Raw genomic sequence first — 24,641 nt, 5'->3', positions numbered from 1 at the left:
ACTAATAGAAGTGTTAAGGGGTGTCTTACGAATAATTCTTGTTGTGTCGATTGCTTTTAATGCATGAACTTGTCTGTTATTCACGTTAGCATTAGAGCGCCTTGGCCTTTTTTAAGAAAAAACCGAAAAGTGGGCCAATATGCATTACAAAAACAGTAAGGAATGAGTGAATGAATGAGTGGTGGCATGGTTTTTTGGCGTGGTTAACTCAGTACCAGTCAAACGTCGTGTTCAGTGGTTTAGTTCTGCTTATCTATTTGGCAATGTCGCGGAAGTTACTGCCAAAATTAGAAACTAATATCGTAAAGTCAAAGCTTAAATCTAACAGTGCCTTGAAAGGGCTTTTTGCTGCGCGCGTAATTGTCGCTACAGTATCGCTTTCCCTGCTGCTACTGGCATGGGGTATTGATTTCTCGGGCTTACTAGTACTTTCTACGTCAATCATAACAGTAACTGGGGTGGCCCTTTTTGCGAGCTGGTCGCTTATTAGTAACATCACTGCCTACTTTATATTGTTAACCAATGTGGCCTATCGTCGAGGCAACTATGTTCGCATCCTCGATGGAGATAACTACATAGAGGGTGTGATTGCAGACGTTGGTCCATTTAGTACACGTTTACTTACTGCAGAGCGCGAAACCCTGATGTACCCAAATAACTTAATTTTGACTCGCCCTGTGCTGCTTAACCCAAAGGAGAAATGGGGCGCAATGGGCAAAGTCGTCGCTAAGTCCAGTACAGAGAAGCCAGTTGTTAAGACCGAAGAGGCTAAACCGCAGGACGAGTTATTGTAAGCACGTCTTAATACGTTGTATGAAGTTCATCTATTGAGAGCGAAAAACGTGGTGAAAATGTATCGTCGCTCCCCCATGTACTACACGTTTTTTGCTTCTCTAATATAGCGCGTCATACTTTGAAGTAGCGCACGAAGCTTTGCTGGTTTTAGCGGCTTTGCCAAGAAGTTAACACCTTGTGCCTTACATTGAGTAACTAAACTATCATCTGGCGTTGCCGTTATCAGGGCTGCCGGCACAACGATGTTTAACCGATGTCTTATTTCTTCAATCAGCGCGAGCCCATTTTTCTCATCATCAAAGCTAAGTTGGTAATCCATCAGTAAGATTTGAGGCTGGATAACTTCACAAACCTTAAGCGCATCTTCCCAGTTATTCGCCAAGAAAACATTAACTCCCCACTTTTGTAGTAGGGTTTGCATGGCATCTAAGTTTTCCCTTTGATCGTCAACGCAAAGTACATCCATTCCTGTAAACGTGGTGCTGCGTGGCTTTGATGCTACATTAGAAACCATTTTTGGCTCAGCTTTGGCAAGAGCAAACGCAAAGCAGCTGCCTTCTCCTACTTTCGATGTCACGCGAATATCGCTGCTTAATTGTAGGCTTAAGCGACGAACAACGCCTAAGCCTAGGCCTAGGCCATGCTCTTTACTCTCGTTTGCACGGAAAAAGTCGCCGAATATGCTTTCTTTTTTATCGGTAGATATACCGATGCCGGTGTCGATAACTTTGAAATAAACGGTTCCTTTTACAGGTTTAACTGTGAATAGAACTCGGCCTTTTTCCGTATACTTCACGGCATTTGATAGCAAATTCTGGGTTATTCGGTATAAGTACGTTTTGTCAGCTTTAACCCAGCAAGGGCGAATAATCGCTTTAAATCCTAGCCCTTTTTCTCGGGCACGCATTGCCATTTCATCAACTAACGGAGAGAGTAGGGCACTTACATCAATTGATTCGATATCGGGTTTCATTTCCCCTTGATCTAATCTAGCAATATCAAGCAAGGTGCCGATGAGCGTTTCACTTGAACTAACGCTATGGCCAAGTTTCTGAATAATAGCTTGAGCCTGCTCAGATAGTTCCTGCTCTTCCAAAGCACTTACGTAGAGCTTAGCCGCATTAAGCGGCTGAAGTACGTCATGACTGGCAAGTGCTAAGAAACGGGTTTTACTGGCGTTGGCATCTTCTGCTGCTTTTCGTGCTCTTATTAGTTCTTTTTCGGCCTCTGAGCGTCGTTCTATTTCAAGGCGAAGCTCAGCGTTGATAGAGTGCACTTCTTCAGTACGCTTTTTAATACGAGCTTCAAGGTCAATATTCGATTCTTCAAGCGCTTGCTGAATTTCCACGTGCCCTGTGATGTCGTTGAAGCTTGTTACAAAGCCGCCGCCGGGCAGTGGGTTACCCACCATTTCAATGACCCGGCCATCTTTGCGTTGTCGAGTGAAGCGGTGTGGCATGCCAGAGCGCAAGTGCGCTAAGCGTTTTTCTACTTCAGCATCGACATCGTGAGTTCCAAACTCGCCTTGAGAAGCATTGTAGCGGATGAGCTTTTCTATGGGCGTGCCCACAGCAAGTAAGTTGTCAGGGTAAGGATACAGGTTAGCGTAACGCTTGTTCCAGGCAACCAAATTTAAATGCTTATCTACCACGCTAATGCCTTGATCCATGTTTTCAAGGGAGGTTAATAGCGCTGTCATATTAAATTGCATCGCCTGCGTGGTATCGTCGAAAAAGTTAATAACCTCAGTGAAGTCCATTTTCTTACCACGCAGCGCACTGTCTAACAGTACTTTCGCACTAGAGGCGCCAATAACCCCGCCAAGGGCGCGTTCACAGAATGATAAGAATGATTCATTGGGCGTATCTGTGTGGCTTAACTGGCAATTGTTCAATTGTTGATATTGGGTAAGCAGCTGGTCGCAACGACCGGTTCCCATAAAGGTTGAAAGCAAAGTGATGAGGTCAGACACGGTAACGTTCGTCGCTTGGGCTTTAACCGTGTTGTTACTTGAAATAGCAGGCGACACAAACGCCTCTGCCTGCATCCTGTCGATAAGGCGCTGGGGAGCAAAATGAGAAAAGAGTACGTACACCAGGCTGTTTGCGGCCAAGCTAATCATGGCCCCTTGGCTTATCAATTCGTTTTGCTCCATTTGAGAGACTTGCTCACTTACAATAGGAAGCACTAACCAAAGCACCCAGATAACAAGCCCGACCATAAGCCCCGCATAAACGCCGTGGGCATGAGCGCGTTTCCAGTAAAGACCGCCGACAATGGCAGGCATCAGCTGGATAACCAATGAAAACGCAATAAGGCCAATGGAGTGTAGAGAGCGACTGCTGGTCATTTGCTGGTGGTAGAGAAAAGCCATCAATAAAATAAAGGCAATAACAATCCGTCTAATTAGGCGGATTTTTTTGGATACGTCTTTTTTGTCGTCGGTGTTGCCTGTGAACGCTAAAATTCGTGGCAATATCACGTCGTTGGTAAGCATGGTACTAAGGGTTAGCGTAGCGACTATGATCATAGCAGTAGCCGCAGACAAACCACCGACAAAAACGATGACTTGAAGAAGTGCAGACTCCGAAAACATCGCAAGAGACAATACATATGAGTCAGGTTCAATGCCCTGACCTGCAAAAATAGCTTTACCTGCGATAGCAATAACGGGAATAACTGCAGAAATAATGGTTAGGTAGAGCGGGAATAGCCAACGCGCTGTGCGTATGTGCCCCAGGCTTAAGTTATCGATAATGGCAACGTGAAACTGACGAGGTAAGCAGACAATGGCTGCCGCAGCCATAATGGTTTGTGCAATGAAGCTAAATGAACCGAACTGAGCAAGTGCAATTTCGTTAGTAAAACTTTCGAAAAATGCACCAGACTGGGTGCGCTTCCACGCGCTATAACCCACGACAGCAACCAGCACTAAAGCAAGAAGCTTGATCGTGGACTCAAATGCTATGGCTAGCATAAGGCCACGCCTATACTCTGTTACATCAGTTTGGCGTGTACCAAAATAAATGGCGAAGGCAGCAATAAAGCCTGTAGCAGCAATGATAATTCCATTGCTGTTAGGTTGCTGAGTTAACAATTGAAAGGTGGCGCCTACCGCCTTAAGCTGAAGCGCAATGTAGGGAATAGTTGCAAGTAGGGCAATAAGAGTAACGACTAGGGCAACGGTTTGGCGTTTGCCATAGCGTGACGCAATGAAGTCTGAAATGGTCGTAATATGCTGCTTTTTACTTACCAACGTTAGTTTATAAATAAACTTGTATCCCAGTGCATAGACTAGGATAGGTCCGAGCATAATCGGAAGGTAAATCCACGTATCCCTGCTTGCTTGCCCCACCATGCCAAAGAAGGTCCATGCGGTACAGTAGATTGCCAGAGCTAATGAATAAATGGCAGGGTGAGAGGTCAATGCTCTTGCGGTAGGCGAGTTCTTTTCTCCCCAACTTGCTAATGAAAACAGCAAAAAAAGGTACAAGACTGCAAGCGTTACCCAACCAAAAACCATAATCTTCCTTTAACGTAGTTTTAACAACTGTGCTGATATTATAATCATTTCGACCATGGTCTACCTACGACCATGGTCTCATTTTGAATTTCACACCTCAGGTCTAGAGTAATAGCCGACCTCCTAAATGCTTGACTTTTGCTGCTTTGTTTCTGTTGTGTACAAAAGTTTCAAACGCAGCAATAACGTTAACAAAGCCGAGCGTTAGGGAATTGTAAAATCATAACAACTAGTTAACCTGACATGAGGGTGAAACAATGGCATTTAGAAACGAAGAGGACAAAAAAGCCTACTGGAGTGAAAATCTAGCGCTCCTCGCTAAGCTTTTAGTCGTTTGGTTCATCGTATCATTTGGTGCCGGCATACTGTTTGTCGATATCTTAAATGAAATTCAGTTTTTTGGCTTTAAATTAGGCTTCTGGTTTGCACAACAGGGCTCAATTTACGTATTTGTTGCATTGATCTTTGTCTATATGGCGAAGATGAACGCCATGGACAAACGCTACGGCGTAGATGAGGAGTAAATCATGGACGTTCAAACTTTAACATTTATTATCGTAGGCGCGTCGTTCGCGCTGTATATTGCAATTGCAATTTGGGCCCGCGCTGGGTCGACGAATGACTTTTACGTAGCGGGTGGTGGCGTACCCCCTGTTATGAACGGTATGGCTACGGCGGCAGACTGGATGTCGGCTGCATCGTTTATATCAATGGCGGGTCTTATCTCATTTATGGGATACGACGGTGCGGTATACCTTATGGGCTGGACCGGCGGCTATGTTCTACTCGCACTTTGTTTAGCGCCTTATCTACGTAAGTTCGGTAAGTTTACGGTACCTGACTTTATTGGTGATCGTTACTACTCACAAACAGCACGTACCGTTGCGGTATTTTGTGCCATCTTTGTTTGCTTCACATACGTCGCGGGTCAGATGCGTGGCGTAGGCGTGGTATTCAGCCGTTTCTTAGAAGTGGATATTGTGTCTGGCGTTGTTATTGGTATGGTTATCGTGTTCTTCTACACCGTACTTGGCGGCATGAAAGGCATTACCTACACTCAGGTTGCTCAATATTGCGTAATGATTTTTGCGTACATAGTACCTGCCGTATTTATCTCAATGATGGTTACCGGGCATATCCTTCCACAAACCGGTTTTGGTGCGACCTTGGCAGACGGTTCGGGGGTGCATATGCTGCAGAAACTCGATAATTTATCCGTCGAACTCGGGTTCAATGAATACACCTCGGGGACAAAAAGTACTATCGATGTATTCTTTATCACCTTTGCACTAATGGTGGGTACTGCGGGCCTTCCACACGTAATTGTTCGCTTCTTCACTGTGCCTAAAGTTCACGATGCGCGTAAATCAGCAGGTTATGCATTAGCATTTATCGCCATTCTTTATACTACAGCACCGTCGTTAGCAGCATTCGCTCGTGTAAACATGATTGAGACCATCAATGGTCCAGAAATGACGGGCACCAGCTATGCAGAAGCGCCGTCGTGGATTAAAAATTGGGAACAGACTGGCCTTATCGCGTTTGAAGATAAAAATGGCGATGGCAAAATGTTCTACTCGGGGGATGAGCGCAACGAAATGAAAGTTGACCGCGACATCATGGTATTGGCTAACCCTGAAATTGCGAACTTACCAGCATGGGTGATTGCGCTTGTCGCGGCAGGTGGTGTGGCAGCAGCCCTTTCTACCTCAGCGGGCTTACTGTTAGTCATTTCCACCTCTGTATCCCACGACTTACTGAAGCGGAACTTTATGCCGAATATTACGGATAAAGCCGAGCTGATGTACGCCAGATTGGCGGCAGCGGTAGCTATTGTCATTGCAGGTTACTTTGGTATCAATCCGCCCGGATTTGTGGCGCAGGTGGTGGCCTTTGCCTTCGGCTTGGCGGCATCGAGTTTCTTCCCAGCCATTATTATGGGTATCTTTAGCAAGCGCATGAACGACAAAGGTGCTATTGCGGGAATGATTTCAGGCATTGTGTTTACTGCGGCTTATATTATCTACTTCAAGTTTGTAAACCCAGCTGCTAATACGCCTGACAACTGGTGGTTTGGTATCTCTCCTGAAGGTATTGGTACTTTGGGTATGATGGTGAACTTCATTGTTGCTTTCTTAGTGTTTAAAGCAACAGATGAAGCGCCTGAAGAAATTCAAGAGCTGGTTGAGAGCATTCGTTATCCTAAGGGAGCGGGTGAAGCATCAGCGCACTAAGTTAGTATTGCCTTAAGATAGGCTTTAGCAAAATAAAACCAATCTACTGGCGAAAGTGAGTAGGTTGGTTTTTTCTTTTTGTGAACTGGACAATTTCTATGACTGCCATGGCTAAACAAGTTGAAGACTTTCTTGATACTTCCGCGCCTTTTGACTTGCTGGACAAAGAGCAAAAGCTGCAGCTTATAAAACATACCGAGCTAATCTATTTGACCGCTGACAATGTGGATCAAGTTCTAAAAGATAAGGTCGCGCTGTTTCTTATTCAAAGCGGCCAGTTCTCAGTGAAAGACTCTGATGCACCCATCCAACATTTAAGTGAAGGTGACTATTTCGGTTACGCAAACCTAATAGAAAAGCGAAATTTTCCACTAAGCATAACGGTGGATAGCCCTGGGTTGGTTTATTGCTTTGATGCGCGAGCTGTAGAACCTTTACTGGAAATACCTACAATACGGCATTTTTTTGATGGCCTTAGCAATAACTCGCTGCAAAGCCATGCCATTGCAGATAGTAATTCAATGTGGCTTTACAAAGGGCTTCTAGAAGTTATCGAAAAAGCCCCTGTTTCCGTCGAGGCTCAAACTTCAATCACGGTGGCGGCCCAGTTAATGACATCGCAAAAAGTATCTTCTTTGCTAGTAACTGAACACGAGAAGCTAATTGGTATTATCACTGACCGCGATTTAAGGTCGAGAGTAGTGGCAGCCTCTTTAGACACTCACCTTCCGATTAGCCAAATAATCACAGCTAACCCGGCTCAAATTATGGGGAATAGGACCTTATTTGACGCGCTAGTGCTAATGACTGAAAAAAACATTCATCACTTGCCTGTTATTGATCACCAAACGCTAGTACCCCTTGGCATGGTAACCGCCAGCGATATCATTCGTCATCAGCGAGGAAACGTACTCTTCATTATTGGTGAATTGAGCAAGGCCGAGAACCTTTATGAGCTTACGCGCTTGTCGTGGCAACTGCCTCATTACTTTTCGGCCCATGCAAAAAAAGCGGGTGATTACGACATTGCTGGGAAAATATTGTCACAAGCAACCGATATCATGACCAGAAAGTTAATTGGCTTTTTCCAACAAGCTAACGGTAAAGCTCCCATGATGTTTGCGTGGTTGGTGTATGGTTCACAAGCCCGAGAAGACCAAACTATGGGCTCAGATCAAGACAACGGGTTACTTCTTGCAAAAACACCTACCGAAGTGCAAGCCGAGTACTTTTCGAATATGGCAGAGTACGTATGTAACGGGTTGGCGAAGTGCGGCATTAAGCTTTGCGATGGCAATATTATGGCCAGTAATCCTAAACTAAGGTTATCCCTTGATGAGGCACTCGAAGAAGCTAAACAGTGGGTAAAAGCGCCCACTAAAGATGCCATTATGCACTTCAATATCTTTTTGGATGTGCGATGTGCTGCAGGTGATGTAGGTTTATTTAAGCAGCTTCAAAAACAACGCGCTCCATTAATGCAACAAAATATGTTTTTAGCAGCCCTTACCAGACATAGTAACGAAATATCGGTGCCGCTTTCTATGTTCCAGAAGTTTGTTTATGAGAAGGGAAGAAAAGAAAAAGACGTTATTGATCTAAAGACCCGTGCTGTCGCTTTAATCAACAACATAGCAAGAATTTACGCGCTGGCTGATGGTGTGACTTTACCCAACACCCTCGCACGTCTAGAAGCGTTATCTGCTCGCTCCCAACTTTCAAAACGCGATGCAACGAATCTTAGCGATATTTGGCTATTCCTTAATCGTCTGCGCTGGCGTCATCAACTTGAAAATAAAGTTACCGACAATCGCGTGTCCATATCAAGCTTATCATCAATTGAAAAACATCAGCTCAAAGCCGCATTCAAAGCAATAGAACTTACAAATCAAGCTATGGTGATGAAGTTTTCAGCTGGCGTGAGTTAATCGATATGATTAATAGATGGATAAAGGCGTGCGTACAGACGTTTGTGGGTAACACTACGTTGAAACGGCGCGTTCGTGAACACCACGTTTACAATACATTGTTTACCGCAGTTGATTTGGAGCTTACGTCGCTTAACCCTTCAACTACGCAAATTACTTCCGTGGGTTATGTGAGCGGCACGGGGGGCCGTATCGATTTGTCGACGAGCGGTTATCATGTCATCAACACCACCGCAGACTTAGGGCAAAGCCCTGTGATTCATGGGTTAATACCTGACATCTTGCAAAAAGGCGAACATTTAGAAGTGGCGCTCCGTGCGCTCATACCGTTATTTCAACAACACATACTTATTTTTCACAACGCTAAGCTGGACTTAATGGCGTTAAACAAAGCTTTTAAACAGTTTGCTGTACCAAAGTTAGAGGTGTTTTACATTGATACCCTTCAGCTTGCGCTATATCAGCTAAACAAGCAGCATCAAGTTTTGCCAAGCAATGGTGCTACGCTAGGCGTGTGCCGCCAACGCTTAGACCTTCCAGCATTTAATGAACATAATGCACTAGATGATGCGTTAGCTACATTTCAGCTTTTCCTTGCTCAGTTGACGGAATTAGGTGTAGCAAAAGAGGCCACGCTCGACTGTCTACTTCATACCGGGGCTGTTGGGCACATTCAGCTAGGCAGCAGCTAGAAACTTTTTATCGTTTGTGATGAGCGAGAGATCTTTGCTTTTTTAGTAGGTGCGAGTGAAGGAGATACTAACCGATTTCGGCCGGATGTTTTGGCTGCATACAAGTTTTTATCCGCTTCCAGCATGACATAATCAATCGTTTTATCATCGTTGGCGGTTTTTATCGCTACGCCAGCGCTCAGTGTTATGCGCCCGTACTCAGACGAACTATGTAGAATGTTGAGGTCGTAAACGGTTTGTAATAGGCGCTCGGCAACAGCCACTGCTCCTTCAACATTAGTGTTTGGTAAAATCACCAAGAACTCTTCACCACCAATTCTCACCAATTTGTCCATAGGACGAAGGAGTGCATCGTTTATCGTTTTACTAACCTTCCATAAGCAGCTATCACCATCCAAATGTCCATACATATCATTGAATAGCTTAAAGTGATCCACATCAAATATAACCAAAGACAGTGGGGTAGCGTTACGTTCGGCGTCTTTAAATAAACGGGGGAGGTAGTCGTCTAAGTAGTGTCTGTTGTAGGCTCCAGTTAATTTATCGATATAAATTAGTGTTTCTAAAAAATCACTTCTAAGCTTATGTTGAAGATGCGACTTTACGCGATTACGCAGCGTACAAGCATTTACAGGTTTTACCACAAAGTCTACACAACCAGAGTCCCAACAACGGGATTCTTCCTCGTCTGTTGACGAAGAGGTAACGAAGATAATAGGTATGTGTTCACAAGATGGTTTTTGTCGAAGCAGCGCTGTGGTTTCGTGCCCATCCATTTCTGGCATGGAAACGTCCATTAGGATTAGGTCTGGCTTGTTATGCTTGCAGTACTCAATGGCTGCCTTTCCTGAATGCACAGAAAAGCACTCTACTATTTCATCGAGTAGTGTTTCTAAAATAAGTCTACTGCTAGCTTGATCGTCGACAATCAATACACTGCAATCAGCTAAAGTCCGATCGCCGACTTGGTCAATGTACACTGGTACTCCTAAACACATATGTGAGTGTTCAATTAGTAAGAATACGCCTGAATTTCGAAAAAAACATTAATCAAAAGTGTAATATTCAAGCGTAGGATTCATCATCATGGTTATCTGCTTCTCTAGAAAAACCTTTAACAAATAAAGCATTTTCTAGAGCTTAGAGATTACTGTTTTGTATGGTTTTTGTACAGCTTAAGATGTCGCTAGTTAGAACAATAACTGAAATAACGCCAGCACATAAACGCCAAGCGTACATAGAACGCCTAGCATATAAAAATAGCTCCTTGGGCTAGGGTTTTTTTCTGTGGCAACAGCATAGTACAGCGCCATATGAATAATACGGCTTAGTGCGTAAGCCCAAACCAAAATGGCAAGTACGTCCGTTTGCGCGCCAAGAAATATGCAAAGTAGGGCGGGCAGCACAAATTGGTGAATATTTTCAAGCGAGTTGTGGAACGTTCTGTGGCTTCGAAAAACGAAGCTACTATGGCTTAGGTCTTCACTTACTTTGCCTGGAATGTAGTGAGATTGCTTTCTGTGGGCAACAGCAGCAACAATATTTTGAACAAAGACTGTAAAGCTAATAAGCAACAACCCTGCAATACTATAGGTATACACCGTAAACATATGAACTCCTTTTCCTGATTCACTGTTAAACCTTAAATACTAACAAGGCCAGTGAAATCTAAGCTGAGAAAATTATTTTGGCTTAACGCTCACGCGAAACGTCAAAGCTACTGAAAACTGCCTATTGAGTTAGTATTGTTTACGCCAAAGCGACTTGAAGAGATCGGTGGATAATTTAGGAGAGAAGCAAAGAGCAACAACAGCTGCTCTCTGCATTTATTATTGCGGATAAAGTTATAGCGCCGCTTTTACATCACTAGGAAGCAATACTTTATCAATAACATGAATGACACCATTGCTCGTCATCACGTCAGCTTTAATTACTTGCGCATCGTTTATCATGACTTTGTTCATGCTGGTAGACACCATCACTTTACTGCCTTCCACTGTAGCGGCATCAGTTAGTGTCGACACGTCTTTTGCTGTTACTTTACCTGCCACTACATGATAGGTAAGGATCTTTGTTAATGTTTGCTTGTTTTCAGGCTTAAGCAGCATTTCAATTGTTCCATCTGGTAATGCAGCGAAGGCATCATCAGTTGGGGCGAACACAGTAAATGGACCTTCTCCCTTCAACGTACTAACCAAGTCGGCAGACTTTACCGCAGCGACTAATGTTGAAAACATCTCATTGCTCGCAGCAGTCTCAACAATGTCTTTATGATCGCCTTTTGCATGGTGTCCAGCGAAAGCGTTTGCGCTCATTACTATCAAAAACAACGCACTCATTAATTTTTTCATACTATTTCCTTTAACATGTAAATTGGCATTAAGTGAAATTCACCATCCTTCATATTGCTAAACAACAGCCTTTGAAAGTTACTGAATTGAACATGAGTACGCCTGTTCGCAAAAATTTGATGATTAACTTTGTGTAATGCGATAAGCAAATCGTTTCGACTTTAAAAAGCAAAGCGTGATAAGCGACAGTTAAATCACAACATTGCGATAAAAGACCAGTTATGCAGGATGTAAATAAAATGTAAAATTTGTATTTGGGTGCTATAATTTTAAACTATCGAGTAACTAAAATAGGTGCCTGATATGAATACTCGACTAGTTTTAATTTGGCTACTTTGTTGCTTTTTAAGTGCTTGCCAGTCTACCGACGAGCAAAATGTAGCATCGCCGCCTACCTTATTAAACGATAGCCTATTTCCGTCGTATCATTTGTTTCCCGTAGAGACCATCGACGAAATTTTTTACTTAGGTGAAGACGCTCAGTTTTTTGCTGAAAAAGCGGTGCATAACAAAAGCACTTTGCAGAAAAACGTTAAGGGTTTAGTGAAAGCTATTTTTGACCATTCAGATTACGGCATGCTTTATCGCAATAGTGCGAATACCACAGCAGACACTACGTTTAACAATCGCGCGGCAAACTGTTTATCCCTTTCAATTATGACCTATGCGCTTGCTGAACACGTGGATTTAGTCGCGACCTTCTATGAGGTAGATATTCCAGAATATTGGACACGAAGAGAAGGGTATAGCCTGCTAAATGGGCATATTAATATGCGAGTTTCAATGCCTGAAGTCAACCACGTAACATCAATTGGAGGTTCATGGGCGGACGTAGACTTTGACCCGCAAATGTTGCGCAACTACTTCCCCAGAAAGCCGGTATCGCAAAACAAAATAGTGTCTATGTACTACAACAACAAAGGGGCAGACGCTTTGGTTGCGAATAGCTACACAAGGGCTTACAGCTACTTTCGTGCCGCTGCAAGATTAACTCCTGAGTTACAGCAAAGTTGGGTCAACTTAGGCGTTTTATACAGAATGGTAGACGCCTATGAGCAGGCTGAGATGACTTACAAGCACGCACTCTCACTGGATGATGAAAACCTCACAGCTTGGGAGAATTTATCCATTCTCTATACTCACCAAGATAGAGATGAAGAAGCAATGCAGATCACGCAAATGGTTGAAGCAAAGCGTAAAAATAACCCCTTTTATCATCACATATTGGGCGAGCAGGCGTTTGAGGCCGGCGACATTATTGCTGCTATAGAGCACTATAGAAAAGGACTAAAGCTTGATAACGCGCGCCACGAGATTTTATTCGGTATGGCAAAAGCGCATCACGAGTTAGGGGATGTTAGCGAAGCGCAACGTTTTTTAGAGAGGGCCGTGAAGCATTCACCAAACCAACAGGAAAAACAGCGCTATTCTTCTAAATTAGCGACCTTGGCAAGCAACTAAAAAAAGCCGCAGACTAGCTGCGGCAAAAGAATAACACTACAAAAGGAACTTAATTTATATAACGCCCAGCTCACGAAGGCGCTCTTGCAGGTATGACCCTGCAGTATGACGTTCTGAAAGAACAACATCTGGTCTAGGGTGTAAAAATAGTGGCAGTGAAATACGAGATTTCGTCATATCAGTGCCATCTGGGTTTACAACCCTATGCGTAGTTGATGGGAAATATCCGCCTGATGCTTCTTGAAGCATGTCGCCAATATTCACAATCAAGTTCCCAAAATCACAAGGAACGTCAATCCAACTACCGTCTTTAGCTTGTACTTGCAATCCAGGTTCGTTAGCTGCTGGTAAGATAGTAATTAAGTTAATATCTTCGTGAGCAGCAGCGCGAATTGCATCTACTTCTTCGTCACCTTTTAGTGGTGGGTAGTGCAGTATACGTAGCAAGGTTTGATCAGAATCTTTGATCATGTTACCTAGCGGTTGACTGTACTTATCACTCACCTCTGAAGGAGAATGTTTTTCTATCCAACCCAGTAGCTCTTTCGCTAATGTGTTTGCTTCCTCATAGTACTGAGAAATTTGTGGATGTAGCGCTTCTGGGCACTGACCCCACGGATAGAAGTGGTAATACTCTTTAATATCTTTTTTCGTAAAGCCTTTGGCTACCTCAGATACACTCTGAGGGAAAAATCCGTCTTGTTTACCTTTGTTGTACAGGTAATCATTCTTCTCTTCACTGTCGAAGAAGCCCTGCCAATTGTCGTAAATACCTTGAACTAATGACTGCTGGATAGGGTGATTCTTTAAAACACCGAACCCTGTCTCGCGAAGTGACTTCACGAATTCTTCTTGTGCGTTTTCCGCTTGGTAATCAACAGCAACTAATTGCATAACTTTATCCCGTATATTTTGACTGCGGCATTATAAAGGTAGACGGGCTACAGAAAAAAGTCGCAGAAATTGACATAAATCAACCCCGCGAGGAATTTGCGCGTAATTTACAGAAACCTGACCAGTTAGTCTAGTAAAATCTTGACCAACTGGTCCAAATTAATGAAATTTAACCAAGAGAGAGGTAAAAGCCCGCTAGCGCGGCACTCATTAAGTTAGATAACGTTGCAGCAATAACAGCTTTTAGCCCCAGTCTCGCAATTTCTTTTCTGCGTGTTGGTGCCATAGCACCAATTCCACCCATCAAAATAGCGATAGAAGAGAAGTTTGCAAAACCACAAAGTGCAAAGGTGATAATGGCCTGAGATGCTTCAGATAGCTGTGATTGGTTTTCTAAGAAGTTGAGGTAAGCAACAAATTCGTTGACCACCATTTTCTGACCAATGAAGCTACCTGCAAGTTGTGCTTCCTCCCATGGTACGCCGATTGCCCATGCGAGAGGTTGAAGTACATAACCCAGGATCCCTTCAAACGTAACGTTTTCATAACCAAATAGCGCTGCCGTCCAGCCGATAAGGCCGTTGAACATGGCAATTAAAGCTATGAAAGCGAGTAGCATGGCACCTACGTTTAACGCAAGCTGCATGCCTGACGCTGCGCCACTGGCGGCAGCATCAAATACATTGGCGTAGCCGGTGTCTTCCGCGTCTACGTCATGTAAATCTTCATTAGGCTTACTGGTTTCAGGCAAAATGATTTTTGCCATTAATAAGCCACCTGGCGCAGCCATAAAGCTTGCTGCCAATAAGTATTTAAGGTCTACACCCATTCCCGCGTAGCCTGCCATGACAGAGCCAGCAATTGACGCTAAACCGCCTACCATAATGGCAAACAGCTCAGAGCTTGTCATGTGAGGGATGAAAGGGCGAACAACAAGAGGGGCTTCGGTTTGGCCGACAAAGATGTTAGCGGCAGATGACATGGATTCAGGTCGACTGGTACCCAGCGCCTTTTGTAAGAAGCCACCGATAACTTTAATGATAACTCCCATCACTTTAAGGTGATAGAGCACTGCGATAAGGGCTGAGAAAAAGACAATAACGGGAAGTACGTTAAAAGCGAATATGAATGCTATTGACTTGTCGCCAATAGGACCGAACAAGAAGTTTATACCTTCTTGGCTGTAAGCAATAATGTTAGCAACGAATTTGGTCGCGCTTAACAATACTTCCTTACCTGGTTCAGAATACAGGACAAATGCGCCAACTGATGCTTGAATAGCAAATGCGCCACCAACGGTGCGCCAATTTATATTGCGTTTCGCCGATGATAACGCGAAGGCAATACCCAGAAGGACTGCAATGCCCAGTAAACTTACCATAGTAATGTTTCCTTAAAGAAGCGCTTGCTGAATGTGTGATTTGATCACATCTAATGCAATTTGGTTTTTGCCACCTTGCGTCACTACTACGTCGGCAGTGAAGCGGCTCGGTTCGATAAATTGATGATACATAGGTTTTACAGTTTCTTCGTACTGCTTTGCCACTGACTCAATGCTACGGCCACGTTCTTTCAGGTCTCGCATCATTCGGCGCATCAAACAAATATCAAGAGGAGTGTCGATAAAGATTTTTACGTCATATAGAGGTAATAAATCGGTACGCGCAAGCAACATGATACCTTCAAGGATGATAACTGGCGCTGGGTTAAGGCGTTCAGTTTCAGGTAAGCGCGTGTGCGTTTTATAACAGTAGTGTGGATAGTCAATAGGTTGGCCATCACGCAATGCTTGCAAGTGCGCTTTCAATAGCTCGTGTTCAAACGCATTTGGATGATCGTAGTTATTCTTCTCACGCTGTTCCATGGGAAGGTGATCTTGGGCGCGATAGTAGTGATCTTCGCGCAGCACTTGAACAGGGCGGCCTTGAGCACTGAAGCCGTTAAACAAATTTTTTGTAAAAAGAGACTTCCCAGAGCCAGAAGCTCCAGAAATGGCAATAATTAGTGGCGATTGCATAGTACTATAAAGCTGGTTTTGTTGGTGCAAAGATACGCGTTTAGGCCTCGCGAATCAATGTTATATTCACAAGTTCTCACTTTTGGGCGCGGTCTTTGCTAGAACTTTATTGTATTTTCAAGGTATTGCGGGCTGTTTTATAAACTCGCATAAAATACAAAAAAGTTCTCCAAGTGGTCAGTTTTTAATTAGTTACCAATAATTTCGATATCCTCTTCTTTTATCGGTGGCAATGCATAAGAGTGTTGCTTTGAGCGTGAACCTTCACCCTGAGCACGAGGTGGGTAATACTTCTCTTTTTCTTCATTATAAGACAAGAATAGCTCATCAAGGGCGGCTCTTATTTCACTTAACGTTTTGTCTAGGTTTGCGTTGAAATCGGGGCGTTTTCTCTTTGTATGGCCTAACTCAATCAATCGGCCGAAGCATTTATTAGCTAGCGTCATTAACTCATTTGGAACATCTTTATGTGGCGGTAATGGTTGATTGGGATTGGCTATGCAGTATTTAACCAAAGCAGTGTAAAAACAAAGAGGCTTGTTTTGTAAAGTTACTACTTTGTCTTCAAGACCGTTTGATATGGTCTTTTCTTGAAGGTTAATTATCAGTTTGGGCTTAGGAGGAACAACGAGTTCTTCAAGGGTAGATTGCGTTCGTTTCTCTTTGTTCGTAAATACAAATAATGGGGCAATAAGCAGTGCGATTAGAACGGCTACCCAGCTAATGCTCACTTCACTTAAAGCATTTCTACTATTAATTGAAATATTAATCGTTTGCTCAGCATTCTTGAAAGTGGAGTTGTGCACAATTGGGAATTCAGATAAGTCTGCGTTTATTTGAACACCTTGAACTGCACTCGCTATGACCGGGAGCTTTTTGTCTTCTATTACTTTATTGAGGCGTTCAAGGTAGCGTTCAATGGCGTACTTGTTCGCGGGTGTATTTAGCGTTTCGTTTCCAACGTCAAGGAAGGCGCTATCTAAACTTATTCGCCTCTCGACGACATCAATAGCTTGATGGATGGAAAGTTGATGTGCAAAGTATTGACCGACTACCGATGCTATTTGCAGCAAAGTTACCAATAATAAAAGCGTAGCCGCAATTTTTAAGGGCGACTTCAGATGTAGCTTAACTTTACTCATTTGTTACACCCTTCTTCCAAGGTAATATTTTTGTAATATGGTCTTGGGTGAGTTGTCGCTATTTCGTGGACAACTGACTGAACTGCGCAGAATAGGTCCGTATTTTGGGTCTGCATCTTTAGGTACCATTGCATCCCGCTTACGCTTTCTAACAACGGAGAGGTGTAATTTTTAGAAAATGTTTCGGCATCTTCTTCAGCCCAATACGTTGAAATAATATCAACTTCGCCAGCAAGAAGAGCACGTCTTAATTCTTTATGCGAACTGTAATAAATAATATCGACATTAGTGTCGGTAAGCCCCATATGGTGTAACACTGTCTTGGGCACTATATGTCCAGAGCGGCTGCTAGGATAGTCTAAAAGGCCAATGCGTTTCCCAAGTAAATACTCTTTAGTTAGCAATGGTTTTTCTCTTAGCGCTATAAAAAATGCCGCGTAATCAGGATGGGCTGCTAACTTAGTTAAACCATATATTTTATCTGCGCCAAACGCGTCCACGATATTGCTTTTTACTAAGGCCAAATCAACAACGCCGTGGTTGATATACCTGAAGGTGTCGTAATCACTCTGCCCAATTACCACCTTTATACCGCTATATTGACGCTTTATTGTGCTATCTGAGCATAATCGTTCGCTAACCATTGCAGCTATGCGACCATCAGTTATGTAAGCGGAAAATACATCCTTATTCCCTGATAGTCCTGTATTGCAGGTTAATGTTTGACCAGTTTGAGGCAAGATGTCATCATAAAATGTAGAATTTTTATAATAGCTTGCTAGGCTACATAATAACGCAACCATAGCTAATGCGATCCACTTTGCAGAGGTAACAATTCTTAAATCTGTCAAAAAAACGACCAAATGAATTAACGATTTATATGTGGATTTCATCAGTTAAGGTTACTTATTGCAATAGGTAAATTTATTTTTAAATGGTAAGTTGTTGTTATAAAAGTATCTTTTATAGGTAAACCTGATTTTTGTTAAACGCTGTTTATTAGTGCTCGATATGACAAGAATAGCAACAGCTAATTGCCGTGAATTGACAATAATAACAATAAGTAAATTAACCTGACCATTTGGTCAAGATATTTTTTACAAAGTCAAACGCCTAGGGGAGTTGCTGCTAAATAAAAATGTAAAGTTGTAATAAAATTGACATGAATCTCTATAACAATTTTGTCGATTCATATTAATTGAAGGTCGTCTAAGGGAAATGCCCTACTAGCGACCCTAAAAACAAATTTAAACAATAAGGGAAACACACATGAGAACATCAGCAAAGTTCAGTCGCATTGCGGCTGCGGTTGCGCTGTCAATCGGTTTGTCGTCAACGGCTATGGCCCAGGTTACGTCATCTGAATTGAACGGTAAAATTGTGGGGCCGCAAGGTAACCCAGCAGTAGGTACAGTAGTAACTGTAACTCACGTTCCAACCGGCGCAGTGAAAACTGTTACTGTGAACAACGGTGGTACGTTCAGTCTTCGCGGTCTTCGCGTAGGTGGTCCTTACAAAGTTGTAATTGATTCTGACGAATTCGCTGATCAAACAATCAATGACGTTTACCTAGAGCTTGGTGAGTCAGCGTCAATTGAGCGTATGCTAGAGCCTGCAGCTCAGTACGAAAACATTGTTGTTACTGGTTCTCAGGTAAGCAGCCTTTCTTTCGGTCAAACTGGCCCTGTCGCAAGCTTCGACCTTTCTACTCTTCAAGAAGCGCCTGCTATCAACCGTGATATCACAGATATCGTACGTATCGACCCGCGTATTTACGTAGACGAAGGCGGCAGCAACGGCATCCAGTGTGTGGGTAAAAACCCGCGTTTCAATAGCTTGACTGTTGACGGTGTTCGAATGAACGACCTTTTCGGTCTGAACACAAATGGCTACCCGACAGAAAGAATGCCTTTCTCTTTCGACGCTATCGCTGGTGTATCAGTTGAAATTGCACCGTTTGACGTAATCTACGGTGGTTTCTCCGCGTGTAATATTAGTGCTGTAAGCAAAACAGGTACTAATGAAGTTCACGGCTCTGCATTCTATGACTTCGGTAGCGACAGCTTACGTGGTGACTCTCTAGAAGGTGACGACATCACTCTTGGTGGCTATACCGAGAAGCGTTACGGCTTCACCGTCGGTGCACCGCTTATCAAAGATAAACTATTTATCTTCGCAGCATACGAAAAGCTTGAAGGTGCAAATACCTTCGATCGTGGCGCAATCGGTTCTGGAGCAATTAACGAAGTTAATATTACTCAAGCAGAAGTTGAGCGTATCCAACAGATTTCTCAAGATGTTTACAACTTCGACGCGGGCTCTGTACCATCAAGTCTTGCTAACGAAGATGAAAAACTACTTGTTAAGTTAGACTGGAATATCAATGACCAGCACCGTTTAGCGTTTACCTATAACTACAACGACGGTAATAACTTTGCTGAGTCTGATGGCGACTCAAATGAATTTGAATTCCAAAGCCACTTGTACGAGCGTGGTGCAGAACTTCAGTCTTTCATCGGTGTACTTTACTCTGATTGGACAGATAAGTTCTCTACTGAAATCCGTGTAGCTCGCTCAGAGCTAGATAACCTTCAGCGTTCTTTCTACGGCGACGGTACTCCAGGTGGAAATGATTTCGGTGAAATTATCATTCGCTTGGCAAATGATCCTAACGATGATGCTGATAATCTTGATGTTTATCTAGGTTCTGATGATAGCCGTCAAGCTAATGACCTTGACTGGGATGCTACCAGCATTATGTTCCGTGGTAACTATTACTTCGATAATGGTCACACGCTAACATTTGGTTATGAAAACGACACCCTAGATATTTTCAACCTTTTCGTACAGCATGCTGAAACTACAACAACATTCAACAGCATTGATGACTTCGAGAATGGCGCGAATGCTCGAATTGATTACGGTTACGCGTACTCTGGTAACCTTTTAGATAGAGCGGCTGAGTGGGGTTACACTTCACATTCAACATATGCGCAAGATGAGTTTTACCTTACTGACGACTTAAAAGTAGTTGCTGGCCTTCGTTATGATTGGATCACAACGTCAGATCGTCCTCTAGAAAACACTGAATTTACTGATTCTTACGGTTACAGCAATACAGCTAACCTGGATGGTATTGACCTACTTCAACCGCGCGTTGGTCTTAACTACACGCTAAGCGATAGCACAGAACTTCGCGGTGGCTTTGGTCTATTCTCAGGCGGTAACCCTAACGTTTGGATGACGAACAACTACCAAAACACCAACGTTACCGGTGGTGAAGTTCGTGGTGATTACGCAAACATCCTAGATGGCAGCGTAACTTGGGTTAATACTGAAGACGGCGTTACCGCTGGACCAGGTTACTCAGTACCATCTGACCTAGATGAACAAATGGATGCAGGTGTTGGTAGTAACTTCGAGCCTAACAACCTAGACCCTGACTTTGAAATGCCAAGCGAGTGGAAAATCTCTGCAGGTATGACGCATATTACTGATGAAGACTACGTATTTAACCTAGATCTTTTGGTAAGCATTACGCAAGACCAAGCGATGATTAAATACAAAGGTATAGAGCCTGTAGGTCTTACCGACGAGGGATACATTGAGTACGAAAGAACGGGTCTGGGTTCTTTAGAGCTTACTAACTCTGATGAAAGCTCTACGTCTTATTCATTAACAGCGACTATGAACAAGACTTGGGACAACGGCATCTCGCTTGTGGGTGGTTATAACTACAGCCACGCTGAAGATGTTCAGCCTATGACTAGTTCAGTAGCGTTCTCTAACTACCAGTTCAGAGCATTTACTAACCCGAATGAAGAAGTTTCTTCACTTTCGGATTGGAACATTGCTCACCGCTTTACGTTGGACTTCCGTTACACTACTGAACTTATTGATGGCTACAACACTACGTTCTCTGCGTTCGCGGTTGCTCAGTCTGGTAAGCCATACAGCTTTACTATTTCTGAGGACGAAGTAAATAGCATCTTTAACTTCACGCCTTACTTGGATTCTAACAACGTACTTCCAATTGGTGCTGAGCGTAACGATGAAGAAAGCCCTTGGTGGACAAAAGTTGATATCGCGGTTCGCCAAGATGTTCCAGCGTTCCACAAAGACCACTCAGCACAAGTATTCTTCGTGATTGATAACTTCACAAATATGCTTAACGATGATTGGGGTATCCTAGAAGAGACTTCATTCAATACAGCTGTTGTAGGTACTACTAATCCAGAACGTCGTCAAGGTGATGCATCACTTTGGGAATTACGTTTGGGTGTTAACTACCGCTTCTAAGAAGTAGTAAACACTAACTACAAGTTGTAGTGTTAGGTGCCACTTTCCTTAACAGGAAGTGGCACTTTTTTATGCCCGCGATTTATCTCACACATAAGCCATTAATCGATCACAGTGTTTGCTTATGATCTAAGTCTCCCAACAACACGAACTAACTGACGAGAAAACTTTAAAATGCTCGCAAGGAGGGCTTATGACAAAACGTATGCTAATGGTAATGACGTCTCACGAAATTATGGGTGATACGGGTAAGAAAACTGGCATGTGGTTAGAAGAGTTCGCAGCGCCATATTACGCATTTAAAGACCAAGGCTATACGATTACGCTGGCATCACCAATGGGCGGGCAAGTTCCTATTGACCCCAATAGCCTTGCAGATGATGCGATGACAGACGACGCAATACGGTATACAAAGGATGAGTTAGCGCGTAGTGCTATTGCCTCGACTATACCGCTTGAAGACGTGCGTGCAGATGAGTTCGACGCCGTGTTTTACCCAGGCGGTCACGGCCCGCTATGGGACCTTTCTGACAACGTGCACTCAATTAAATTAATTGAAGACACGATAGCGGCGAATAAACCTGTTGGTGCAGTGTGCCACGCTCCAATCGTGCTTAAGGATGTTAAAACTCCAGATGGTAAATACTTAGTTGAAGGCAAACAAGTAACGGGGTTTTCAAACAGCGAAGAAGCAGCAATGGAACTCACCGATGTTGTTCCCTATCTGGTTGAAGATGAGCTAGTTAAAAAGGGGGGTAAATACGAAAGTGCGGATGATTTCGCCGTCAAAGTGTTTACCGATGGCTTGTTGGTAACGGGGCAGAATCCACCGTCATCACGCCCAGCAGCGGATGCATTAATTAAGCTTTTATCTTAGGATAATCCTAGTTTACAACCGATTTGGAAACCGCATCTTGTATGCGGTTTCTTGTTTTTTGTTTGTCAGCATTTAGTTGCCTAACTAAACATTTTCAAATAAATCTTCAACGCGTTGTCTTAATTCTTCAATTCTTGTCACATCAGCAGGGGCAATGAAAATAGTATCATCACCTGCAATAGTCCCTAATACACCGTCTTTTTTACTCAATGAATCAAGTAGACGAGCAATAAGCTGTGCTGCACCTGGGCTAGTTCTAATGATAACCATGACATTGTTGTGCACTATATCTAGTACCAACTGTTTTAGCGGACTTTTGGCTGTAGGCATACCTAATTCAGGGGGCAAACAGTAAACCATGTCTCCTCGTGCGTTTCGGGTTCGTACTGCACCAAACTTACTTAGCATTCTAGAGATTTTGGATTGGCTGATATTGTCAAAACCTTGTGCTTTTAAAGCGTCAACAATCTCGCCCTGCGAACCATAGTTTTCTGCTTTTAGGATTTCTTTAAAAGCTTTGATGAGTTGCTCTTGTTTTGCGTTTGCCATTAGCGCTCTTTTCTATTTTAAGTGTTATCGTAAGGAATTGTATTTAGTATGCGTATATTGTGCCGTACAGGTAGACTTTGCGCAATTTCTTTGCATAATCATTCATGATAATGAATATCGAATGAAAATCGCCATAAATAACGTTAATAAGACGATCCGGTGATTGAGTTTTCCCACGCGTTGCATTAGTGTGACGTTCCGTTTAAATACGTGAAGTAATCCCATAGGAGAAATGGTATGAAAGTAGCCGTGTTAGGTGCTGCCGGTGGTATTGGTCAGGCGCTGTCTTTGTTGTTGAAAACACAATTGCCAGCAGGTTCAGATTTAGCGCTTTACGACGTTGCGCCAGTTGTTCCTGGTGTTGCCGTTGATTTGAGCCACATCCCCACTGCGGTAAAAGTAACCGGTCACGGTAAAGATGACCTAGCTGATGCACTTACTGGAGCAGACGTAGTTCTTATTCCAGCGGGTATGCCTCGAAAGCCAGGTATGGATCGTTCTGATCTGTTCAACATCAACGCCGGCATTGTTAAAAACCTAATCGAAGGTGTAGCTGATAACTGCCCGAACGCGTGTGTTGGTATCATCACTAACCCAGTTAACACTACTGTTGCTATTGCAGCTGAAACGCTTAAAGCTAAAGGCGTTTACGACAAGAACAAGCTTTTCGGTGTAACGACACTAGACGTTATCCGTGCTGAAACTTTCGTTGCTGAACTTAAAGATGTAGACGTATCTTCTGTGCACGTACCGGTAATCGGTGGTCACTCTGGTACAACTATCCTTCCTCTTCTTTCACAAGTTGAAGGCGTAGAGTTTACAGACGAAGAAGTATCTAGCCTAACTACTCGTATCCAAAATGCGGGTACTGAAGTTGTTGAAGCGAAAGCTGGCGGCGGCTCTGCAACCCTTTCAATGGGTCAAGCAGCAGCTCGTTTCTGCCTGTCTCTAGTTGCAGCAATGCAAGGTGAGAACGTTGTTGAGTACACTTACGTACAAACTGACGACAGCGACGACGCAGCATTCTTCGCACACCCAGTACGCCTTGGCGCAAACGGTGTTGAAGAAATCTTGCCATACGGTGAGCTAAGCGCGTTTGAAGAAAAAGCGAAAAACGACATGCTTGAAGGCCTACGTGGCGACATCAAGCTTGGCGTTGACTTCGTAAACGGCTAATAGTGCTTGAAGCGGATGCATTAGCATCCGCTTGAAAAGGCTGGATAGCTAAGGTCGCAAACGACCTTAGCTATCCAGCCTTTTTTTGTTGCATCATTGTAGCCATTGCGACGGCGTTTTTGGTGTAAGTGTACTTAACAAAACTTCTCTCAGCCCAAAATCTCACTTTTCTGTATTTATAGATTTATTTCCCACATAGAGGGAGGGGGCTTCGTTAAAATCCAAACGTTGAATAATTCCATGCTGAAGAATGACTATGTAACCCAGCGTTAGTACGGTAAATGTGTAAAAAAACGAATCGCTATCTTTAAAGTAGGAGGCGATGAACGTTGTAAAGATCAAAACTAGGTAAGTGAAATCAGCCAATTTCTTATGTTTCATAGTGTTTTATCCTAATTAGGTGGATATTAAAAGCTCGCCCAAAGGTGAGCTTTTATCACTTCTTACTCGTCGAAATAGCCAATGAACATCATTGCTCCGCCGACAGCGAGTCCGAATATACCTGTAGCTGGACCTCCGGCAATCCCAAGGCCTATTACTGCCATGCCTCCAGAGGTCCAGTCACTCATCGCTCCAGACACTTGTGTTACCTCTTCTACATTTAACTCTTGCATAAGTCATCCTTAATCTATTAATAAACGCCCCAAGAATTGGGACCTTTAAAGTGTATAAAGGTCGAAGCGACTTTTTAACTGTACGGAAG

Annotated in this window: 20 protein-coding genes; 9 read left to right on the top strand and 11 right to left on the bottom strand. The window is 43.4% G+C overall.

Going from position 1 to position 24,641, the window contains the following annotated elements; genetic code table 11:
• Positions 1–170 precede the first annotated feature (170 nt).
• Positions 171–794 carry a mechanosensitive ion channel domain-containing protein gene (locus ACYTPF_RS18010; RefSeq protein ID WP_461853170.1) on the top strand — a complete coding sequence of 208 codons (624 nt, stop codon included), beginning with the start codon at positions 171–173 and terminating at the stop codon, positions 792–794.
• 80 nt (positions 795–874) lie between these two features.
• Here ACYTPF_RS18010 and ACYTPF_RS18005 read toward each other — a convergent pair whose 3' ends face one another.
• The gene (locus ACYTPF_RS18005) at positions 875–4,318 is read right to left on the bottom strand and encodes a PAS domain-containing hybrid sensor histidine kinase/response regulator (protein ID WP_461853169.1); all 3,444 of its coding nucleotides are present in this window, start codon (positions 4,316–4,318) and stop codon (positions 875–877) included.
• A gap of 257 nt (positions 4,319–4,575) precedes the next feature.
• Here ACYTPF_RS18005 and ACYTPF_RS18000 point away from each other — a divergent pair, with 257 nt between their 5' ends.
• The 4 genes from ACYTPF_RS18000 to ACYTPF_RS17985 all read left to right on the top strand — a co-directional run bounded on the left by ACYTPF_RS18000 (position 4,576) and on the right by ACYTPF_RS17985 (position 9,172).
• Complete coding sequence (locus tag ACYTPF_RS18000) at positions 4,576–4,842, top strand: DUF4212 domain-containing protein (RefSeq protein WP_039216401.1); 267 nt, start codon at positions 4,576–4,578, stop codon at positions 4,840–4,842.
• Between the two features lie 3 nt (positions 4,843–4,845).
• A complete protein-coding gene (locus ACYTPF_RS17995) occupies positions 4,846–6,552 on the top strand; it encodes a sodium:solute symporter family protein (RefSeq protein ID WP_461853168.1) in 1,707 nt (568 codons plus the stop codon).
• Positions 6,553–6,650: 98 nt separating this feature from the next.
• The gene (locus ACYTPF_RS17990; RefSeq protein ID WP_461853189.1) at positions 6,651–8,480 is read left to right on the top strand and encodes a putative nucleotidyltransferase substrate binding domain-containing protein; all 1,830 of its coding nucleotides are present in this window, start codon (positions 6,651–6,653) and stop codon (positions 8,478–8,480) included.
• Positions 8,481–8,485: 5 nt separating this feature from the next.
• Positions 8,486–9,172 (top strand): 3'-5' exonuclease, encoded by a 687-nt coding sequence (locus ACYTPF_RS17985; RefSeq protein WP_461853167.1) that lies wholly within the window; start codon positions 8,486–8,488, stop codon positions 9,170–9,172.
• On the opposite strand, the gene ACYTPF_RS17980 is transcribed toward ACYTPF_RS17985, so the two are convergent.
• The 3 genes from ACYTPF_RS17980 to ACYTPF_RS17970 all read right to left on the bottom strand — a co-directional run bounded on the left by ACYTPF_RS17980 (position 9,169) and on the right by ACYTPF_RS17970 (position 11,523).
• On the bottom strand, positions 9,169–10,152 hold the full coding sequence (locus ACYTPF_RS17980; RefSeq protein ID WP_461853166.1) for a GGDEF domain-containing response regulator: 984 nt from the start codon (positions 10,150–10,152) through the stop codon (positions 9,169–9,171). The genes ACYTPF_RS17985 and ACYTPF_RS17980 overlap by 4 nt on opposite strands.
• A 210-nt stretch (positions 10,153–10,362) precedes the next feature.
• The gene (locus ACYTPF_RS17975) at positions 10,363–10,782 is read right to left on the bottom strand and encodes an MAPEG family protein (RefSeq protein ID WP_461853165.1); all 420 of its coding nucleotides are present in this window, start codon (positions 10,780–10,782) and stop codon (positions 10,363–10,365) included.
• A 234-nt stretch (positions 10,783–11,016) separates the two neighbouring features.
• On the bottom strand, positions 11,017–11,523 hold the full coding sequence (locus ACYTPF_RS17970) for a fasciclin domain-containing protein (RefSeq protein ID WP_461853164.1): 507 nt from the start codon (positions 11,521–11,523) through the stop codon (positions 11,017–11,019).
• 303 nt (positions 11,524–11,826) lie between these two features.
• Between ACYTPF_RS17970 and ACYTPF_RS17965 the strand changes: the two genes are divergently transcribed.
• Complete coding sequence (locus ACYTPF_RS17965) at positions 11,827–12,984, top strand: tetratricopeptide repeat protein (RefSeq protein ID WP_461853163.1); 1,158 nt, start codon at positions 11,827–11,829, stop codon at positions 12,982–12,984.
• A 54-nt stretch (positions 12,985–13,038) separates the two neighbouring features.
• On the opposite strand, the gene ACYTPF_RS17960 is transcribed toward ACYTPF_RS17965, so the two are convergent.
• From ACYTPF_RS17960 to ACYTPF_RS17940, 5 genes are all read right to left on the bottom strand, one after another.
• Positions 13,039–13,878, bottom strand: coding sequence for an isopenicillin N synthase family dioxygenase (locus ACYTPF_RS17960; protein WP_179984651.1), 840 nt, complete (start codon positions 13,876–13,878; stop codon positions 13,039–13,041).
• A 169-nt stretch (positions 13,879–14,047) separates the two neighbouring features.
• Positions 14,048–15,259, bottom strand: coding sequence for a NupC/NupG family nucleoside CNT transporter (locus ACYTPF_RS17955; RefSeq protein ID WP_461853162.1), 1,212 nt, complete (start codon positions 15,257–15,259; stop codon positions 14,048–14,050).
• Positions 15,260–15,271: 12 nt separating this feature from the next.
• Positions 15,272–15,895: a uridine kinase gene (gene udk / locus ACYTPF_RS17950; RefSeq protein WP_014950808.1), complete on the bottom strand. Its 624-nt coding sequence runs from the start codon at positions 15,893–15,895 to the stop codon at positions 15,272–15,274.
• 188 nt (positions 15,896–16,083) lie between these two features.
• A complete protein-coding gene (locus ACYTPF_RS17945) occupies positions 16,084–17,037 on the bottom strand; it encodes a hypothetical protein (protein ID WP_461853161.1) in 954 nt (317 codons plus the stop codon).
• On the bottom strand, positions 17,034–17,930 hold the full coding sequence (locus ACYTPF_RS17940; protein ID WP_461853160.1) for a type 2 periplasmic-binding domain-containing protein: 897 nt from the start codon (positions 17,928–17,930) through the stop codon (positions 17,034–17,036). The genes ACYTPF_RS17945 and ACYTPF_RS17940 overlap by 4 nt, the downstream gene beginning before the upstream one ends.
• 376 nt (positions 17,931–18,306) lie before the next feature.
• Here ACYTPF_RS17940 and ACYTPF_RS17935 point away from each other — a divergent pair, with 376 nt between their 5' ends.
• Complete coding sequence (locus ACYTPF_RS17935) at positions 18,307–21,336, top strand: TonB-dependent receptor (protein WP_461853159.1); 3,030 nt, start codon at positions 18,307–18,309, stop codon at positions 21,334–21,336.
• 193 nt (positions 21,337–21,529) lie between these two features.
• Complete coding sequence (locus ACYTPF_RS17930; RefSeq protein WP_461853158.1) at positions 21,530–22,213, top strand: type 1 glutamine amidotransferase domain-containing protein; 684 nt, start codon at positions 21,530–21,532, stop codon at positions 22,211–22,213.
• Between the two features lie 84 nt (positions 22,214–22,297).
• On the opposite strand, the gene argR is transcribed toward ACYTPF_RS17930, so the two are convergent.
• A complete protein-coding gene (gene argR / locus ACYTPF_RS17925) occupies positions 22,298–22,762 on the bottom strand; it encodes a transcriptional regulator ArgR (protein ID WP_179984645.1) in 465 nt (154 codons plus the stop codon).
• A 237-nt stretch (positions 22,763–22,999) separates the two neighbouring features.
• Between argR and mdh the strand changes: the two genes are divergently transcribed.
• A complete protein-coding gene (gene mdh / locus ACYTPF_RS17920; protein ID WP_015068149.1) occupies positions 23,000–23,938 on the top strand; it encodes a malate dehydrogenase in 939 nt (312 codons plus the stop codon).
• A gap of 443 nt (positions 23,939–24,381) precedes the next feature.
• Here the strand turns inward: mdh and ACYTPF_RS17915 are convergent, their stop codons facing one another.
• Entirely contained in the window at positions 24,382–24,552 is a 171-nt protein-coding gene (locus tag ACYTPF_RS17915) for a hypothetical protein (protein ID WP_202941858.1), read from the bottom strand.
• Positions 24,553–24,641: the final 89 nt, after the last annotated feature.

The sequence above is a fragment of the Alteromonas sp. HB246098 genome, from assembly GCF_054890645.1.
This window is presented reverse-complemented; position numbering and strand designations above follow the sequence as displayed.